At 67.3% G+C, this 18,813-nt stretch carries 13 protein-coding genes; 4 read left to right on the top strand and 9 right to left on the bottom strand.

Annotation, left to right across the window (positions count from 1 at the left end):
* The first annotated feature begins 36 nt into the window (after nucleotides 1–36).
* From HTS88_RS06475 to HTS88_RS06485, 3 genes are all read left to right on the top strand, one after another.
* Nucleotides 37–1,455, top strand: coding sequence for a family 4 glycosyl hydrolase (locus HTS88_RS06475; RefSeq protein WP_174176604.1), 1,419 nt, complete (start codon nucleotides 37–39; stop codon nucleotides 1,453–1,455).
* A gap of 75 nt (nucleotides 1,456–1,530) precedes the next feature.
* Nucleotides 1,531–2,796, top strand: a complete 1,266-nt coding sequence (mshA, locus tag HTS88_RS06480) for a D-inositol-3-phosphate glycosyltransferase (RefSeq protein ID WP_174176606.1) — start codon at nucleotides 1,531–1,533, stop codon at nucleotides 2,794–2,796.
* Between the two features lie 78 nt (nucleotides 2,797–2,874).
* Nucleotides 2,875–4,551 (top strand): formate--tetrahydrofolate ligase, encoded by a 1,677-nt coding sequence (locus HTS88_RS06485; protein WP_174176608.1) that lies wholly within the window; start codon nucleotides 2,875–2,877, stop codon nucleotides 4,549–4,551.
* 48 nt (nucleotides 4,552–4,599) lie between these two features.
* On the opposite strand, the gene HTS88_RS06490 is transcribed toward HTS88_RS06485, so the two are convergent.
* Nucleotides 4,600–5,157 carry a DUF2306 domain-containing protein gene (locus HTS88_RS06490; protein ID WP_174176610.1) on the bottom strand — a complete coding sequence of 186 codons (558 nt, stop codon included), beginning with the start codon at nucleotides 5,155–5,157 and terminating at the stop codon, nucleotides 4,600–4,602.
* 93 nt (nucleotides 5,158–5,250) lie between these two features.
* On the opposite strand from HTS88_RS06490, the gene HTS88_RS06495 reads away from it, so the two are divergent.
* The gene (locus HTS88_RS06495) at nucleotides 5,251–5,868 is read left to right on the top strand and encodes a MerR family transcriptional regulator (protein ID WP_174176612.1); all 618 of its coding nucleotides are present in this window, start codon (nucleotides 5,251–5,253) and stop codon (nucleotides 5,866–5,868) included.
* A gap of 123 nt (nucleotides 5,869–5,991) precedes the next feature.
* Here the strand turns inward: HTS88_RS06495 and HTS88_RS06500 are convergent, their stop codons facing one another.
* From HTS88_RS06500 to glmS, 8 genes are all read right to left on the bottom strand, one after another.
* Entirely contained in the window at nucleotides 5,992–7,077 is a 1,086-nt protein-coding gene (locus tag HTS88_RS06500; protein WP_174176614.1) for an inositol-3-phosphate synthase, read from the bottom strand.
* Nucleotides 7,078–7,241: 164 nt separating this feature from the next.
* Entirely contained in the window at nucleotides 7,242–8,282 is a 1,041-nt protein-coding gene (gene mgrA, locus HTS88_RS06505; protein WP_174176616.1) for an L-glyceraldehyde 3-phosphate reductase, read from the bottom strand.
* 103 nt (nucleotides 8,283–8,385) lie between these two features.
* On the bottom strand, nucleotides 8,386–10,155 hold the full coding sequence (gene treZ / locus HTS88_RS06510) for a malto-oligosyltrehalose trehalohydrolase (RefSeq protein WP_174176618.1): 1,770 nt from the start codon (nucleotides 10,153–10,155) through the stop codon (nucleotides 8,386–8,388).
* Nucleotides 10,152–12,479, bottom strand: coding sequence for a malto-oligosyltrehalose synthase (gene treY / locus HTS88_RS06515; protein ID WP_174176621.1), 2,328 nt, complete (start codon nucleotides 12,477–12,479; stop codon nucleotides 10,152–10,154). The genes treZ and treY overlap by 4 nt, the downstream gene beginning before the upstream one ends.
* On the bottom strand, nucleotides 12,476–14,731 hold the full coding sequence (gene glgX, locus HTS88_RS06520; protein ID WP_174176623.1) for a glycogen debranching protein GlgX: 2,256 nt from the start codon (nucleotides 14,729–14,731) through the stop codon (nucleotides 12,476–12,478). Before glgX ends, treY begins: the two co-directional genes overlap by 4 nt.
* 66 nt (nucleotides 14,732–14,797) lie before the next feature.
* Nucleotides 14,798–16,393 (bottom strand): NAD(P)H-hydrate dehydratase, encoded by a 1,596-nt coding sequence (locus HTS88_RS06525; protein WP_174176625.1) that lies wholly within the window; start codon nucleotides 16,391–16,393, stop codon nucleotides 14,798–14,800.
* Nucleotides 16,394–16,424: 31 nt separating this feature from the next.
* The gene (locus tag HTS88_RS06530; RefSeq protein ID WP_066277757.1) at nucleotides 16,425–16,772 is read right to left on the bottom strand and encodes a holo-ACP synthase; all 348 of its coding nucleotides are present in this window, start codon (nucleotides 16,770–16,772) and stop codon (nucleotides 16,425–16,427) included.
* A 127-nt stretch (nucleotides 16,773–16,899) separates the two neighbouring features.
* Entirely contained in the window at nucleotides 16,900–18,792 is a 1,893-nt protein-coding gene (gene glmS, locus HTS88_RS06535) for a glutamine--fructose-6-phosphate transaminase (isomerizing) (protein WP_174176627.1), read from the bottom strand.
* Nucleotides 18,793–18,813: the final 21 nt, after the last annotated feature.

Consider the following 18,813-nt stretch of genomic DNA (forward strand, 5'->3'; position numbering starts at 1 on the left):
TAGGGGCCCGCCGGGCGCGGGCCTAGACTGCTGGTTATGCGGCTTCTCATTGCCGGCGGCGGGGGTTTCCGGGTGCCGCTGATATACCGGGCGCTGGCCTCCGGACGCTTTGCGGGGATGGTCAGCGAGCTGGTGCTGTACGACGTCGACCCCGTCCGCCTCCAGGCCGTCACCGCCGTCCTGCACAGCATGCCGGGCGGTCCGGGTGCCTGGGTTCCGGTGCACGCCACCACCAACCTGCCGCAGGCGCTGGCGGGCACCGGGATGGTGTTCGCGGCCATCCGGCCCGGCGGTACGGCAGGGCGGGTGGCGGACGAAAGGGTGGCGCAGGACCTTGGCCTGCTGGGGCAGGAGACAACCGGCGCGGGCGGGATCTCCTACGCGCTGCGGACGATCCCGCACATGCTCAACCTGGCACGGCTGATGAAGGAGCACTGCCCGGAGGCCTGGCTGGTCAACTTCACCAACCCCGCAGGCATGGTCACCGAGGCGCTGCTCCCCGTGATGGGCAGGAAGGTCGTCGGGATCTGCGACTCGGCCGGCGGCCTGGTGCAGCGGGCGGCGCGGGCGGCCGGGGCACCGCTGCCGGAGGGAAGGCTCGACGGCGTGGGCTACTACGGCCTGAACCACCTGGGCTGGCTGTACCGGCTGGAGTACAACGGGCAGGACCTGCTGCCGCGGCTGCTCGCGGATCCTCTGGCGCTGGCCACGTTCGAGGAGGGCCGTCTGTTCCCCCAGCCGTTCCTGGCGGAGCTCGGCGCGCTGCCCAACGAGTACCTCTATTACTACTACCAGCGGGACGCCGCCCGCGAGGCTATGCGCGCCATGGCCCGGACCCGCGGCGAGACCATCCACAGCCAGCAGGAGGAGCTGTACCCGCGGCTGGCAGGCGCGGGCGCCGATGCGTTCCGGCTCTGGGAGGAAGCGCGCCGGTCCCGCGAGGAGGGCTACCTGGCCGAGGCACGCACCCAGGGCGGGCAGCGGGACGAGGCCGACCTCGCCGGCGGCGGCTACGAGCGGGTGGCCCTCGCGGCCATGCGTGCCCTGTCCGGAGCGGGTGGCACACAGCTGATCCTGAACACCCGCAACTCCCCCGCGCCCGTACCGGACACAGCCGCCGGCCAAACCACGGCCCGGCCGGCCGCCCCTGAACCGGCCATTCCGGGGCTGCCGGCGGACGCCATCGTCGAAGTTCCCTGCACGGTAACGGCCGACGGCGCGCTGCCGCTGCCCCAGCAGGCTCCCCCGGAACCGCAGCTGGGACTGCTCCGGCAGGTCAAGGAGGTGGAGCGGCTGACCGTGCGGGCCGCCGTCGAGGGTGACCGCGAAGCCGCCCTTGCGGCGTTCGCCGGGCATCCGCTGGTGGACTCGGAGGCCCTGGCCCATGCCCTGCTGGGCGGCTACGAGCGGGAGTTCCCCGCGCTCCGGGACCTGTGGCGCCCAGGTGTCAGGTGAGGGAGGAGTAGTGTTTTATCGGATGCGCACTCTACCGGCGCTGCCCGTACACGCCGGTGGCCGGAAGGAGGTCCCGTGGCACTGATCCGCAGGGTTGCTTTGCTCTCCCTCCACACCTCCCCCATGGAGCAGCCCGGTTCCGGTGACGCAGGCGGGATGAACGTGTACATCCGCGAACTGGCATCGGCGCTGGCGGAAGCGGGCGTCGAGGTGGAGATCTTCACCCGGTCCACCTCGGCCAACCAGCCCGCCGTCGAACACCCTGATCCGGGCGTCTGCGTGCACAACGTCCTGGCCGGGCCGCTGAAGAAGATTCCGAAGGAAGAGCTGCCGGGCCTGCTGCACAGCATGGTGGCGGAGATCGAGCAGATCCGCCGCCGGCAGCCGCATGGCCGCTACGACGTCATCCATTCCCACTACTGGGTGTCCGGGATTGCCGGCCTGGAGCTGTCCGAGCTCTGGGGCGTGCCGCTGGTCCATACGATGCACACCATGGCCAAGGTCAAGAACCTGCTGCTGGAGTCCGGTGAACAGCCGGAGCCGCGGCGGCGTGAACTGGGCGAGCACCGCATTGTGGACGGCGCCGCCCGGCTCATCGCCAACACCAGTGCCGAGGCCGCCGAACTGGTCTCGCACTACGGCGCCACGTACGACCGGATCGACATTGCCCCGCCCGGCGTGGACCTGGGCACCTTCACGCCTGCCTTCCGGGCACGGTCCAGGGCGGAGCGGGGCATCAATCCCGGGACGTTCCACCTGGTCTTCGCCGGGCGCATCCAGCGGCTGAAGGGGCCGCAGGTCCTGGTCAAGGCCGCGGCGCTGCTGCGGAAACGCCGCCCGGACATCGATCTCCGGGTCACCATCCTGGGCTCGCTGAGCGGCAACAAGGAGTTCAACCTCCGGCGGCTGGTGTCGGAGGCGGAGATGGACGACGTCCTCACGCAGCTTCCCCCGGTCAAGGCACCTGAGCTTGCGGCCTGGTTCCGCGCGGCGGACGTGGTGGTGATGCCCTCCTTCAGCGAGTCCTTCGGGCTGGTGGCGCTCGAAGCCCAGGCCTGCGGCACGCCGGTGGTGGCCACGCGCGTTGGCGGGCTGTCGCGGGCCATCTTCCACGGCAGGACCGGCCTGCTGGTGGACGGCCACCATGCCGCCGACTGGGCCGACGCGCTCGAGGCCCTGTACGACGACCCCGCCACCCGCGAGGACATGGGACGGGCCGCCGCCATCAGGGCCCAGAACTCGGGATGGGCCCGCACTGCTGCGATCACGCTGGAAAGCTATCACGCCGCCGTCGACAACCATGTGGGGACCCGGCTGGTGCAGGCCTTTCCCGCGTCCTGACAGCCGGCCTGCCCAAATGACGAGAACCTGATCCGCCCACCAGTTCCGCCGAACCATTCCGCCCAGCGAAGGACAACGATGTCTCCCACCCCCAGTGACCTTGAGATTGCCCGAGCGGCACGGATCCGGCCCATCGAGGAGGTTGCGGCGGCTGCGGGCATCAATGCGGACGCCCTCGAGCAGTATGGGCGGTACAAAGCCAAGATCGATCCTGCCCGGCTGCAGGCTCCTGCCCCTGCCGGGAAGGTGGTGCTGGTCTCGGCAATGTCCCCCACGCCGGCCGGCGAGGGAAAGTCCACCACCACCGTGGGGCTCGCCGATTCCCTGGCACGGGCGGGCCACAAGGTGATGATCGCCCTGCGTGAGCCCTCGCTGGGCCCGGTCCTGGGCATGAAGGGCGGCGCCACCGGCGGCGGCTACTCCCAGGTTCTGCCCATGGACGAGATCAACCTCCACTTCACCGGCGACTTCCACGCCGTCACAGCCGCCAACAACGCGCTGATGGCCCTGGTGGACAACCACATCTACCAGGGCAACCAGCTCAACATCGACCCTCGGCGCATGACGTTCAAGCGGGTGCTGGACATGAACGACCGCGCCCTGCGGGAGGTGGTCATCGGTTTGGGCGGGCCCACCCAGGGCGTCCCGCGGCAGGACGGCTTCGACATCACCGTCGCGTCGGAAATCATGGCGGTCTTCTGCCTGGCCATGGACCTGGCCGACCTCCGCTCCCGGCTCGGCCGGATCACGTTCGGCTACACCTTTGACCGGTCACCGGTGACCGTGGCGGACCTCGGTGTGCAGGGGGCGCTCACGCTGCTGCTGAAGGAGGCCGTCAAGCCCAACCTGGTGCAGACCATCGCCGGCACCCCGGCCCTGGTTCACGGCGGCCCGTTCGCCAACATCGCCCACGGCTGCAATTCGCTCATTGCCACCCAGACGGCCCGGCGGCTGGCGGACATTGTGGTCACGGAGGCGGGCTTCGGCGCAGACCTCGGCGCCGAAAAGTTCATGGACATCAAGGCACGGACCGGCGGCCTGGCGCCCTCCGCGGTGGTGGTGGTGGCAACGGTACGGGCCCTGAAAATGCAGGGCGGAGTGGCCAAGGACCAGCTGACCGCACCGAACATCGCCGCGCTGGAAGCCGGCGTGGAGAACCTGCGCCGCCACGTCCGCAACGTCGAGAAGTTCGGGGTGCCGCCCGTGGTGGCCATCAACAGGTTCTCCTCCGACTCCGCCGAGGAGCTCGACTGGCTGCTGGCGTGGTGCGCGGCGGAGGGAGTGCCGGCCGCCGTCGCCGACGTGTGGGGACGCGGCGGCGGTGGTGACGGCGGGGATGACCTTGCGGCCCTTGTGGCGAAGACGGTGGCGGGGCCAAACAATTTCCGGCACCTGTACGCGCTGGGGCTGCCGGTGGAGGACAAGATCCGGACCATCGCCCAGGAAATCTACGGGGCGGACGGGGTGGACTTCTCCGTGCCGGCCCTGAAGCGGCTGGCCGATATCGAGCGGAACGGCTGGGGCGGCCTCCCTGTGTGCATGGCCAAGACCCAGTACTCGTTCACCGACGACGCCTCACGCCTGGGCGCCCCGAAGGGATTCACCATCCACGTCCGCGACCTCCTGCCCAAGACCGGTGCCGGCTTCATTGTGGCCCTGACCGGAGCGGTGATGACCATGCCCGGGCTGCCCGCTGCCCCGGCCGCGATGCGCATGGACGTGGACGGCGACGGCAACCCGGTGGGCCTCGCCTGACCCCTGCGACGCTCTCTCACTTGATGTCGGCTTTCCATCGACGCTCTCTCACCTGATGCGGGCTTTCCGGCGATCCTCTCGCACTTCCCGCGAGTCAGGGACCCGTGCTGAAGGCGCATTTACGGTCACAACGGTCCGCGGCCTCCCGCCCACGCGGCCTCCCCGCTTCACTGAAACAAAGATCACCGCCGTGCTCAGCACCACGAGTCCGCAGACGAACGCCACGGAGGAGGGGTCGGTGGCGAGCAGATCAGGAATGGCACGGCCCGGCACAGTCACTGCGAAGATGAAGGCCACGGCGATGCCGACGTAGCTGCCAATCATGTTTCCCCTATGCGAGGCGATGTTGCCGCGAACGGCACTGACTAGGCCCAGGGTTACGGTCACGATGGTGAAGGCCGAGAGCCCGTGCAGCCAGCTGAAATGCCCGTCCGACACAATCCAGAAACTGCTGAAGCAGACGTAGTACATGGCAGCCACCCAGAAGTAGCCCATGGTGCGGTGGATACGGTCTCGCTGTCGGCGCAGTATCTGCAAGGGCCCGATGGCCAGCACAAAAAGGGCGCCAACCACGTGGCTGGCAAGTAGAACATTCCCAAGCTCCATAGCCTTAGGATAGAGCCACTATCCATGCGTGTACATCAGGATAGCCGGGCCCGAATTTACTATCCATTGACACGGGCAGGTAAGGAGATCGGGATGCAGCTCAATGAACTGAGTCAGCGGTCAGGAGTCACACCTGCAAGCATCAAGTACTACCTGCGCGAGGGTCTGCTGCCGCCAGGTGAGGCCGTTCACGCAACCCGTGCCGAGTATTCAGCCAGGCATCTCGAGCGGCTCGAATTAATCCAGGCGCTCCGCCAGATCATGGGCCTTAACATCGGGCAGATTCGCGGCCTCGTGAAAATGGCCGACGACGGCGTGCCCCGCCTCGATCTCCTTGCTGCGGTCCAGCGGGTGGTTCTGGATCTTGGAAACTACACCACGTCGATCGGCGGGGAAGCGGCAGAGGCGACTGACGCCGTCGTGCGTCTCCGCGGTTGGCCGGATTCCGCAAGTGACGCCCGGAACGCCCTCACTGCCCACCTGGAGCTGATGGCGGGCCTCAAGATTCCTGTATCTGAGACAGTGCTGGATGCGTACAGCAAGGCGATGGACGACGTGGCCGGACTCGACATTGCCGCAACGACCGCCCCGGAGAGCACCGACAGGCTCATCCTCACTGCCGCTGTCGGCATGCATATGCACAGCCAGCTTCTCCTTAAACTCCTGGCACTCGCCCAAGCCAGCCACGCCATCCGCCGTTACCAGCGTTAAAGGAGCGGCGCTCCCCCACCGAAGTGAGAGAGCGCCGCGTGAAAACCTACATCTAGTGAGAGAGGATCGTCCGGAAACCGCAGTTAAGTGAGAGAGCGTCCCGGGGGCAACCGGACCGAAGGCTTAGCGCTCGAGGTCTCCGCGGATAAAGGCTTCCACCTTTTCGCGGGCGAGGTCGTCGTTGAACTGCTCCGGCGGGGACTTCATGAAGTAGCTCGATGCGGAGAGCAGCGGGCCGCCGATGCCGCGGTCCAGGCCGATCTTGGCGGCACGGATCGCGTCGATGATCACGCCGGCGGAGTTCGGGGAATCCCAGACTTCCAGCTTGTACTCAAGTGACACGGGGGCGTCGCCGAAGTTGCGGCCCTCGAGGCGGACGAAGGCCCACTTGCGGTCGTCGAGCCACTGGACGTAGTCGGACGGGCCGATGTGGACGTCCTTGGCGGCCAGTTCGGCCTCGACGTTGGAGGTGACGGCCTGGGTCTTTGAGATCTTCTTGGACTCCAGGCGGTCGCGCTCCAGCATGTTCTTGAAGTCCATGTTGCCGCCGACGTTCAGCTGGTACGTGCGGTCCAGGGTGACGCCGCGGTCTTCGAAGAGCTTAGCCATGACGCGGTGCGTGATAGTGGCGCCGATCTGGCTCTTGATGTCGTCGCCCACGATCGGGACGCCAGCGGCGGTGAACTTGTCAGCCCATTCCTTGGTACCGGCGATGAAGACAGGCAGGGCGTTCACGAAGGCCACGCCGGCGTCAATTGCTGCCTGGGCGTAGAACTCGGCTGCTTCCTGCGATCCGACGGGCAGGTAGCAGACCATCACGTCAACCTTGGCGTCCTTGAGCGCCTGCACAACGTCGACGGGCTCTTCGGTGGACTGCTCGATGGTCTCGAGGTAGTACTTGCCGAGCCCGTCGAGGGTGTGGCCGCGCTGGACGGTGACACCGGTGGGCGGCACGTCGGCGATCTTGATGGTGTTGTTTTCGCTCGCCAGGATGGCATCGGAAAGGTCAACGCCGACCTTCTTGCCATCAACGTCAAACGCGGCGACGAACTCAACGTCGCCCACGTGGTACTGGCCGAACTCAACGTGCATCAGGCCCGGGATCGTGGCCTTGGGGTCGGCATCCTTGTAGTAGTGGACGCCCTGGACCAGCGAAGCGGCGCAGTTGCCTACGCCGACGATTGCAACACGAATCGGATGTGAAGACACGGAACTCCTTTGAGGACAAACGTCAGCCCGCCGGCGTCGCGTCCGGGAGGGGACGACGGCGGCGCGGCAGGCTCTGCGCCAAAACGGCGCCTTTTCATAGTAACCAACAGAGTGGGACGCGGGGTTGTTCCCTTGTCCCACTCTGCGGAATCACCGTAACCGAATCAGGCCGGCTGCTTCCAAAGGTTGATGTCGGATTCCACCGCGAACTCGTCGATGGCGTTCAGCTCATCGGCGGTGAACGCCAGGTTGTTGATGGCGGACAGGGTGTCCTCCAGCTGGGTGACGCTGGACGCGCCCACCAGGGCCGACGTCACGGGCGAACCCTTGGGCTGGTCCCGCAGGATCCATGCAATGGCCATCTGGGCGAGGGACTGTCCGCGCCCGGCGGCGATGGCGTGCAGGCCGCGGATCCGCTCCAGCTTCTCCTCGGTGATCGCATCCTCGGAGAGGAAGCGGGCCTTGGCTGCCCGGGAATCTGCGGGGATGCCGTTGAGGTACCGGTCGGTGAGCATGCCCTGTGCGAGCGGGGAGAAGGCGATGGAGCCTGCCCCCACCTGGTCCAGCGCTTCGTAGAGGTTGGGCGAACCGTTCTCCGTCCACCGGTTGAGCATCGAGTAGCTGGGCTGGTGGATGAGCAGCGGCGTCCCCAGGTCCTTCAGGATGCGCGCGGCCTCAATGGTCTGCTCCGGGGTGTAGGAGGAGATGCCCGCGTACAGTGCCTTGCCTGAACGGACGGCGTAGTCCAGGGCGCCCATGGTCTCTTCCATCGGCGTTTCCGGATCCGGCCTGTGGCTGTAGAAGATGTCCACGTAGTCCAGGCCCATTCGTTGCAGCGACTGGTCCAGGCTGGAGATGAGGTACTTGCGGGAGCCCCACTCACCATACGGGCCGGGCCACATGTAGTAGCCGGCCTTGGTGGAGATGACGAGTTCGTCCCGGTAGGGCCTGAAGTCGTCTTGGAGGTGCCGGCCGAAGTTCGTTTCGGCGGACCCGTCCGGCGGGCCGTAGTTGTTGGCGAGGTCGAAGTGGTTGACGCCGAGGTCGAACGCGCGGCGCAGGATGGCGCGCTGTTCGTCGAAGCGCTTGTCATCGCCGAAGTTGTGCCACAGGCCGAGCGAGATGGCGGGGAGCTTGAGTCCGCTGCGGCCGACGCGGCGGTAGGGCATGGATTCGTAGCGGTCTTCCGCCGCGGAATAAGTCATGTGTTCCATCCTGCCAGCTGTGACCCGCGCAACAGGCCAGGGCGGAAAAGTTACGCCGCGGGCTGACATCAGCCCGCGGCGCAACACTGGCCGAAATGGAGCGTCAGGATTTGACGATTGCCGCACTCCAGGGCGCCAGGGCGAGGGCCTCGCCGTCAAGGCCGGTTCCCTCGTCCGTTGCAAGCAGCACCGTCCCGGAAACGTCCTCCAGCCGCACCTTGGCGTCTGAGAGGTTCAGCAGTACCTCAACGCTTCCGCGACGGAAACGCAGCCAGCCGGCGTCGTCGTCGAACGTCACGTCCGTCTCGGTGAAGCCGAGCCCGGCAAGCTCGGGGTGCCCGCGGCGCAGCGCCGTGAGGGAGCGGTAAAGCTCCAGGAGCCGTGCGTGGTCCCCGGCGGAGGCCTCGTTCCAGTCCAGCTTGGACCGGCGGAAGGTTTCCGGATCCTGGGGGTCGGGCACGACGGCGGGATCCCACCCCATGCGCTCGAACTCCTTGATCCGGCCTTCCGCGGTGGCCTTGCCCAGCTCCGGTTCCGGGTGGGAGGTGAAGAACTGCCAAGGGGTGCTGGCCGCAAACTCCTCGCCCATGAACAGCATGGGCGTGAACGGGGACGTCAGGGTGAGCACGGCGGCCACGGCCAGCTGCCCGTGGGACAGCGACTGCGAGAGCCTGTCCCCCGTGGCGCGGTTGCCGATCTGGTCGTGGTTCTGGTTGCAGACCACCAGCGCCGCAGGGTGCACCAGCGAGGCATTGATAGGCCGGCCGTGGTGCCGGCCGCGGAAGCTGGAGTAGCTGCCGTCGTGAAGGAAGCCGTCCTTCAGGACCTTTGCCAGCACCGCCAGGGACTGGAAGTCCTCGTAGTACCCGGTGGTCTCGCCGCTGACGCTGACATGGACCGCGTGGTGGAAGTCGTCGCTCCACTGCCCGGCCAGCCCGTACCCGTTGACGTCCCGCGGGTACAGCAGGCGGGGGTTGTTCAGGTCCGACTCGGCAATCAGGGTCTTCGGCAGCCCGGTCTCCGCCGAGACGGCGTCGCCCAGGGCGCCGAACTCCTCGAGGATGTGCACGGCGCGCTCGTCCTTCAGCGCGTGCACGGCGTCCAGGCGGAGGCCGTCCACGTGGTAATCCCGGAGCCAGAGGACAAGGTTGTCCAAGATGTATTCCCGCACCACGTCGGAGCCGGGACCGTCCAGGTTCACGGAGTCGCCCCAAGTGTTGGCATCCCCCTGTTTCAGGTACGGGCCGAACTTGGACAGGTAGTTTCCGCTCGGGCCGAGGTGGTTGTACACCACGTCCTGGATGACGCCCAGGCCGGCGGCGTGGGCAGCGTCCACAAAGCGCTGGTAGGCCGCAGGCCCGCCGTAGCCTTCATGGACCGCGTACCACTGGACGCCGTCGTAGCCCCAGTTGTGGGTCCCGTTGAAGCCATTGACCGGGAGCAGCTCGACGAAGTCGATTCCCAGGTCCGCAAGGTAGCCGAGCTTTTCGGCTGCAGCGTCAAGGGTTCCCTCAGGGGTGAAGGTGCCGATGTGGAGTTCGTAGATTACCGAACCCTTCAGCTCCTTGCCCTTCCAGCCGGAGTCCTGCCAGGCGTGGGCTGCGGGGTCGAACGTCCTGGAGAGCTCATGGACGCCGGCGGGCAGGCGGCGCGACCGCGGATCGGGAACTGGGTGACTGTCCCCGTCCAGCAGGTAGCCGTAGTCCACCTCACCGCCAGCCGGAGCGTCCGGGGCTGTCCACCAGCCTTCAGAGCCAGGCGCCGTGTCCTTTCCCACCATGGGATACTGCTGGCCGCCGGCCAGCAGTACCACGGATTTAGCGTCGGGAGCCCAGACGTCGAAGCGCTCGGGCCCGCCATTGACGAGGGTCATGCCTTTTCTCCATCCGCCGGTACGAGCAATGCCACGGGGTAGGTGCCCAGGACGTCGGCCACCGGAACGGAGCCGGGTCCGTAGGCGTTGCCGGTGAGTTCGTCACGCACCGCAACGGGAAGTTCGACGGCGGTGTCCCGCCATCCGCCGTCGGCCGCGAGTCCGGCGGGAAGCCGGGTGGCCAGGGTCAGGGCGCCCAGGGCGCCGTCACCCCCGCGGTGGAATGCGAGGACGTGATCCGCCGCCGGGCCCGTGGCTGTCACGGGGCTGTAGCCCTGGAACAGTTCGGGCCGGTCGCGGCGGAGCCGGAGCGCGCGGGACGTGGCCAGGAGCTTGCTGGGTTCCGTGCCGGCCGCGGGGAGGGTGCCGGCGTCGAGCTTGGCGAGCTCCTGCCGGCGGACTTCAAAGTCCACCGGCCGCCGGTTGTCGGGGTCGGTCAGGGACCGTTCCCAGAACTCGCTGCCCTGGTAAACATCCGGCACGCCGGGCATGGTCAGCTGGACCAGCTTGGCGGACACGGAGTTGGACGCGGCGTAGGAATCGATCCGTGCCACGAAGTCCTCCACCGCTTTGGTGACGCGGCCGTCGTCGAACACTGCGTCCACCGCGGCCTTGACGGAGGATTCGAAGTCCTCGTCGGGGCTGGTCCAGGTGGTGGAGTTGCCGGCTTCCCGGGCAGCCTTCTCGGCGTAGCCCTGCAGGCGTTCCCTGCTTGCGGGCCACGCCCCCACCACAGCCTGCCACAGCAGGTTCTCGTAGGGGCCGTCCGGAATCGGGGCGAGTCCGCGGAGCGTGGCCAAGGTGTCCGCCCACTCCTCCGGCAGCTCGGCGATGACCGAGATCCGGGCCCGGGCGTCCTCGCTACGCTTGGTGTCATGCGTGGACATGGTGGTCATGGACAGGGGAAGTTCCTGTTGGCGCCGGACCATCCGCTGGTGGAACTCAGCCGCGGAAACAGAGAACTCTGTCGGTTCGGCCCCCACCTCTGTCAGGGTGCCCAGGCGGCTGTAGCGGTAGAACGCCGTATCCTCGACGCCCTTTGCCATCACCATGCCGGAGGTCTGCTGGAAGCGGACCGCGATGGGGTTCCCGGGATCAAGGAGCAGCGGCAGCAGGGTGCCCACGGCAACCTCGAGGTCGGGCCGGTGGGCCGCCGCTGATTCGCACGCTTCCTTGAGGATCTCGGCGCCGGTGGGCAGGTATGTCCGGTAGACCGGGAACGCAGCGATGATCTCGGCAATGGCATCTGCGGCCTGCTCCACCGGCAGCCCGTAGGACTCCGGTACCAGGCGGGCCAAGCGCAGGACCTCGGACCGCAGGATGCCGTCCGCAATCATCCGCTTGGTGCCCCTGATCATCTCCGCGTAGTCCGCAGGGGTGCTGGAGCCGCGAAGCTTCGCGTCCAACTCGTCCAGCGCCTGCTGGCCTGCGGGGTCCACGAACACCCGGTCCACGTCCGCGAGGGCGTCGTACCCGGTGGTTCCCTCGGTGGCGAAGTCCTGCGGCAGGGTTTCGCCCGGCTCGAGGATCTTTTCCACCAGGACGTAGGCTCCGCCGCTGAGGTCCTTCAGCCAGCGCAGGTAGCCGGCGGGATCGGCCAGGCCGTCCGGGTGGTCAACCCGCAGGCCGTCCACCAGGCCTTCCTTGAACCAGCGGCCCACCTCGGCATGTGCTTCCTCGAAGACCTTGGGGGTTTCCACCCGGATCCCGGCCAACGTGGTCACTGCGAAGAAGCGCCGGTAGTTCAGTTCGGCGTCCGCCCGGCGCCAGTCCATCAGCTCATAGTGCTGCCGGCTGTGCACCTCCTGGGGGGAGTCGCCCTCTGAGTAGCTTCCCGAAGCGAGCGGGAACCGGTGGTCGTAGTAGCGGAGCTCGCCGTCCTTGATTTCCAGCTTGTCCAGGTCGTCGTCCGAGCCAAGCATGGGCAGCCGGATCTTCCCGCCTGCCAGGTCCCAGTCGACGTCGAAGGCTTCGGCGTAGGGCGAGCCCTGCCCTTCCTTCAGCAGGGACCACCACCAGGGGTTCTGCACGGGCGTCGCTACGCCCACGTGGTTGGGCACGATGTCCACCAGGACACCCATGCCGTGCTCGCGGGCAGCCTTGGACAGGGCCAGCAGGCCCTCGGGGCCGCCCCGCTCCGGGTCCACCGCGGAGGGGTCGGTCACGTCGTAGCCGTGATCCGAGCCCTGCTCCGCGGTGAGGATGGGCGAGAGGTAGACCCAGTCAACGCCGAGGTCCTTGAGGTACGGGACCTTGTCGGCGGCGTCGAACAGGGTGAAGCTGCGGCGGATCTGAAGTCGGTAGGTGGATGCCGGGACCCTCACTTTGCTGTAGCCTTCCGTTCCCCGATCTTGGTGGTCTTGCCGGGCTCGGCCACCATGGGGGTGGTAAGCGATTCGGTCTCGCTGGTGGAGGTCTGCGTCAATGCCGCCAGGGAAGCCGCCACGGAGTGGTCCGGTTCAACTTCCTCGACGGTGTGCGCACGGAGGACCACCAGGGACTTGGCCTCGACGGGCAGCGGCTGGCCGGCAGCGACCGGCTCCGTGTCCGCGTTCTGCCCGGCGGTGTCGATGATGACGTCCCAGGCCGGGGCGTACTCGTCCGAGGGCAGGGTGAACTTGACGGTGTCATCGTGGGCGTTGAAGTACAGCAGGAAGTTCACGTCGGTGATCCTCCGGCCGCGGCTGTCCTTGCCCTGGATGCCGTGCCCGTTCAGGAACACGCCCACGGACCGGCCGAACCCGCTGTCCCAGGCCTCGGGCTTCATGTTCTCGCCCTCCGGGTCCAGCCATACGATGTCCGGCAGCCGTTCGCCTTCCCCACGCAGTACCGGGCGTCCGTCGAAGAAGCGGCTGCGGCGGAAGGTGGGGTGCTTGGCGCGGAGCGCGTTGACGGCCGCGGTGAACTCGATCAGCGGCTGGTCAACGGTGTCCCAGTTGATCCAGGTCAGCTCGGAGTCCTGGCAGTAGCCGTTGTTGTTGCCCTGCTGGGTGCGTCCCATTTCGTCGCCGTGCAGCAGCATGGGTACGCCCTGGGAGAGCAGCAGCGAGGCGATGAAGTTCCGCTGCTGGCGGGCGCGGAGGCCAAGGACTTCGGGATCGTCCGTGGGACCTTCAATGCCGCAGTTCCAGGACCGGTTGTGGGATTCGCCGTCGTTGTTGTCCTCGCCGTTGGCGTCGTTGTGCTTCTCGTTGTAGGACACCAGGTCCGCGAGGGTGAAGCCGTCGTGCGCGGTGACGAAGTTGATGGATGCCACGGGGCGGCGGCCGGAGTGCTCGTACAGGTCCGCGGAACCGGTGATGCGGGAGGCGAATTCGCCCAGGGTGGCGGGCTCGCCGCGCCAGAAGTCGCGCACGGTGTCTCGGTACTTGCCGTTCCATTCGGTCCACTGCGGCGGGAAGTTGCCCACCTGGTAGCCGCCGGGTCCAACGTCCCACGGCTCGGCGATGAGCTTGACCTGGGACACGACCGGGTCCTGCTGGATGAGTTCGAAGAACGTTGACAGCTTGTCCACGTCATAGAACTCGCGGGCCAGGGTGGAGGCGAGGTCGAAGCGGAAGCCGTCCACGTGCATTTCGGACACCCAGTAGCGCAGCGAGTCCATGAGCAGCTGAAGGGAGTGCGGCTGGCGGACGTTCAGGGAGTTGCCGGTGCCGGTGTAGTCCATGTAGTGCTTCTCGTCGCCCTCCATCAACCGGTAGTAGGCGGCGTTGTCGATGCCCTTGAAGGACAGCGTGGGGCCCAGGTGGTTGCCTTCGGCGGTGTGGTTGTACACCACGTCCAGGATGACCTCGATGCCCGCTTTGTGCAGGGAACGGACCATGGCCTTGAAGTCCTGGACCTGCTGGCCGGTGTCCCCGGTGGAGCTGTAGGTGTTCTGCGGCGCAAAGAAGCCGATGGTGTTGTAGCCCCAGTAGTTGTTCAGGCCCTTGTCCTGCAGGGTGCCGTCATTGACGAACTGGTGCACGGGCATCAGCTCGATGGCGGTGACGCCGAGCTTCTGCAGGTGGGAAATGACGGCGGGGTGCGCCACGCCGGCGTAGGTGCCGCGCTGCTCCTCGGGGATTTCCGGGTGCAGCTGGGTGAGGCCCTTGACGTGCGCTTCGTAGATGACGGACTGGTGGTACGGGATCCGGAGGTTCTGGTCGCCGTCCCAGTCGAAGAACGGGTTGATGACCACGCCCATCATCATGTGGCTGGCGGAGTCCTCGTTGTTGATGGAGTCCGGCTCGCCGAGGTTGTACGTGAACAGTGAGGGATCCCAGTCAACCTGGCCGTGGACGGCCTTGGCGTAGGGGTCCAGCAGGAGCTTGTTGGGGTTGAAGCGGTTGCCGGACGCGGGGTCGTACGGTCCGTGGACCCGGTAGCCGTACTTTTGGCCGGGCTGGACCTGCGGGATGTAGCAGTGCCAGACGTAGCCGTCCACCTCGTCCAGCTCGATGCGGGTTTCCTTGCCGTCGTCATCGAAAAGGCAAAGCTCGACTTTTTCTGCTCGTTCGCTGAACAGCGCAAAGTTGGTGCCGGTTCCGTTGTAGGTGGCGCCAAGGGGATAAGCCGATCCAGGCCAGACTTCCATAATGCTCCTCATTGTGATTCGGCAGCAGAAGAGCAGGAGCGCCCTGCTGCCGGTGCGAACTAATGCCTACCGTAACGGTTGGGTGTGACTATTACGTTTCCGCACCCCTGAGTTACTAAGCGTGCTTACTTTACCCCAGATCTGGGGTAGGGAGTCGGCGATACCTCCTGCGGTGACCGGTCCTCCGGCGTTCACGTCCGACGCCGACCGTCCGGCTTTGCCGTGCAGGGCGGCTCCCAGCGCGGCAATGGCGGCCCAGCGCACGTCCGGTTCCATGCCCTCCTTACTGAAGCGTCCGACGTCGTTCCCCGCCTGGGCGAGCAGGGCGCCGATGATGCCGGCCAGGACGTCCCCGCTACCGGCAGTCGCCAGCCAGGGGGTGCCGTCTGCCTGGCTGAACACGTCGCCCGAGGGCGCGGCGACCAGGGTGGTGGCGCCCTTGAGGAGCACGGTGGCGCCGGTCAGTTCCGAGGCGCGGCGTACCGCGGTCAGGGTTCCGGCTTCCACCAGGTCGCGGTCCTCTGATCTGCCCAGGCGTTGCAGCAGCGAGGCCAGCTCTCCGGCGTGGGGGGTAAGGACCACATGCGGGCCGAGGTTTTCGGGAAGAACGGGAAGGGCACCCGCGTCCGCGACGACGGGCAGGCCCGATCCCACGGCGTCGCGCGCCCGCTGGAGCTGCTCGTGGTGTTCGGGACCCATGCCGGAGCCCACCAGCCAGGCCTGCACGCGATTGTCCGCAACAGCTCCGGTACTGCAGACCACCTCAGGGCAGGCCTGCCTCACCAGGTCCGCGACTTGGGGCGGGCCAAGGTAGCGGACCATCCCCACGCCCGCTGCCAGGGCGCCCCGGCAGGCCAGGACGGCGGCACCGGGATAGTCCACGGAGCCCGCAACCACGCCCAGCACGCCGCGGGAGTACTTGTGGGCACGCCGGGGAGGGTGTGGGAGCAGCAGGGCCAGGTCCCCGTCGTCGAGCCGGCGGAGCGAAGGCTGCGGCAGGTGCTCCTCGATACCGATGGGCACCACCAGCACCCGGCCGGCGTAGTCGGCGCCTGGGTCCGTGACCAGGCCGTTCTTGGCACCGCCGAAGGTGACGGTCAGGTCCGCCGGCAGCACCGGCTGGAAGACTTCCCCGGTATCGGCGTCCACACCGCTGGGAAGGTCGCACGCCACCACGAGCGCCTGTCCGCTGCCGCCTGCCAGAAGCTCGGAGACGGCGGCAACCAGCGCGGCAGCGCTCCCCCGCAGCCCGCCTTTGGCGCCTGTGCCCAGCACGGCATCAATGACGACGTCGGCGCGCGCCGCTTCTGCGGCGAGTGCAGCGGGTGCCGCCCCGTCGAGACGGTGCACCCGGCCGCCGGCGCGCTCAAAAGCAGCCAGCGCCTGCGGGTGGGCGCTGTCTCCGGTGAGCACCGCCGTCGTCCGCATGCCGCGTGCCGCCAGGAAGGAGGCGGCGTACAGCCCGTCGCCGCCGTTGTTGCCCTTGCCGGCAAGGACGGAAACACTTGCGCCGTAGATACCCAGGCCTCGGGAACGGCGTTCCCTGATGACGGCGTTGGCCAGGCCGTGGGCTGCGCGCTGCATGAGGACGTCACCCAGTCCGGAGGCGAGGAGTGGTTCCTCAGCCCGGCGGACCTGGGTTCCGGTGTAGGCGCTGATCACGGCGTCAGTTCCCGAGGGGGCCCGGGCAGGTTCAGCCCTCGGCCAGGACGGTGGCCGTGGCGATCCCGCCGTCGTGGCTCATGGAGAGGTGCCAGCGCTTGACGCCTTTGGCCTCGGCCACTGCCAGCACGGTGCCCTTGACCTGCACGGTGGGTCCGTTCTGGTCCAGGCCGATCCAGCAGTCCTGCCAGTTCATGCCGGCGGGTGCACCGAGGACCTTGGCAACAGCTTCCTTGGCGGCAAACCGCGCAGCCAGTGACCGGGTGTTCAGCTCACGCTCGGCGGGAACGAACAGCCTGTCCCGGAGGCCGGGGGTGCGTTCAAGCTGGCGGCCGAACCGCTCGATGTCTACAACGTCTACGCCAATGCCAACAATCATGGCACTACTCTACGTCGACGGTCCCGGCCGGCTGTGCGCAGCACGCGCGTGGCAGCCGGTTGAAACGAAGGAAGCCCCGGGCGCAGGGCCCAGGGCTTCCTTCATGAATCAGTACCAGATCAGGCCGTTACTCGACGGTGACGCTCTTGGCGAGGTTGCGGGGCTGGTCCACATCGTAGCCCTTGGCCTGGGCCAGTTCCGCGGCGAAGATCTGCAGCGGGACGGTGGTCAGCAGGGGCATGAGCAGCGTGGGGGTTTCCGGGACGTAGAAGACGTACTCGGCGTAGGCCTTGACTGCTTCGTCGCCTTCCTCGGCGATGACCAGGGTCCGGGCGCCGCGGGCGCGGACTTCCTGGATGTTGGAGACCACCTTGGCGTGCAGGGAATCCCGGCCGCGCGGGGACGGGACCACCACGAACACCGGCTGGCCTTCATCGATCAGGGCGATCGGGCCGTGCTTGAGCTCGCCGGCGGCGAAGCCCTCGGCGTGGATGTACGCGATTTCCTTCAGCTTCAGCGCACCCTCCAGCGCCACCGGGAATCCCACGTGCCGGCCCAGGAACAGCACCGACTTTTCGTTGGCCATGCTGCGGGCCAGTTCGCGCAAGGGTCCGGCGTTGTCCAGGATTTTCTGGATCTTGGCCGGGATCTTGTTCAGGTCCGCGAGGACGTCCTTGATCTGGCCGGAGAAGATATTTCCGCGCAGCTGTGCCAAATACAGGCCCAGCAGGTACGCGGCGGTGATCTGCGCCAGGAACGCCTTGGTGGAGGCCACCGCGATCTCCGGGCCGGCGTGGGTGTAGAGCACGGCGTCGGATTCACGGGGGATGGTGGAGCCGTTGGTGTTGCAGATGGAGATGGTCTTGGCGCCCTGTTCCCGGGCGTAGCGGACGGCCATCAGGGTGTCCATGGTCTCCCCCGACTGGCTGATGGACACCACCAGGGTGTTCGCGTCCAGGATCGGGTCCCGGTAGCGGAACTCGTGCGCCAGTTCCACCTCGGTGGGGATCCGGCACCAGTTCTCGATCGCGTACTTTGCCACCATGCCCGCGTACGCGGCGGTGCCGCAGGCCAGCACGATGATCTTGTTGACCTGCTTCAGCAGGGCGGGGTCGATCCGGAGCTCGTCCAGGGTCAGCTTGCCGTTGATGTCGGAGCGGCCCAGCAGGGTCTGCGCCACGGCGTCGGGCTGGTCATGGATTTCCTTCTCCATGAAGGAGCTGAAACCGCCCTTTTCCGCCGAGGCCGGGTCCCAGTCCACGTGGTATTCCTTGCCCGCAGCCGGGTTGCCGAAGAAGTCGGTGATCTCCACGGTCTCCGCGGTGATGGTGACGATCTGGTCCTGGCCCAGCTCCACGGCACGGCGGGTGTAGTCGATGAACCCGGACACGTCCGAGCCCAGGAAGTTCTCGCCCTCGCCCAGGCCCACCACGAGGGGTGAGTTGCGGCGGGCGGCCACTACGACGTCGGGCTGGTCGGCGTGGACGGCCAGGAGCGTGAAGGCGCCCTCCAGGCGCTGGCAGGCCAGTTCCATGGCGCGGGTCAGCCGGCCCTCAGCGGTGTCCCCGGCGAGCTTGTTCCGGTAGATATCCGCCAGCAGCGCCGCGGCCACCTCGGTGTCCGTCTCGGACAGGAAGGTCACGCCCTTGTCCAGCAGCTCAAGCTTGAGCTCGGCGAAGTTTTCAATGATGCCGTTGTGGATCACGGCGAGCTTGCCGCCATCGGCCAGGTGCGGGTGCGCGTTGCGGTCCGTCGGCCCGCCGTGCGTGGCCCACCGGGTATGGCCGATCCCCGTCACCGTCTCCGGCAGCGGGTGCGCCTCGAGCTCGGCGATCAGGTTGCTCAGCTTCCCGGACTTCTTCCGCGACTCGATCGCGCCCTTGGACACGACGGCGACCCCGGCGGAGTCGTAGCCCCGGTACTCCAGGCGGCGAAGGCCTTCAAGAACAACATCCAGCGCGCTGTGACCGGCAATTCCACCGTCGACTGAACGGCCCACATATCCCACAATTCCACACATAGGCTCAAGACTATCGGCAGG

This window comes from Pseudarthrobacter oxydans (assembly GCF_013314975.1).
Lineage (GTDB): Bacteria > Actinomycetota > Actinomycetes > Actinomycetales > Micrococcaceae > Arthrobacter > Arthrobacter oxydans.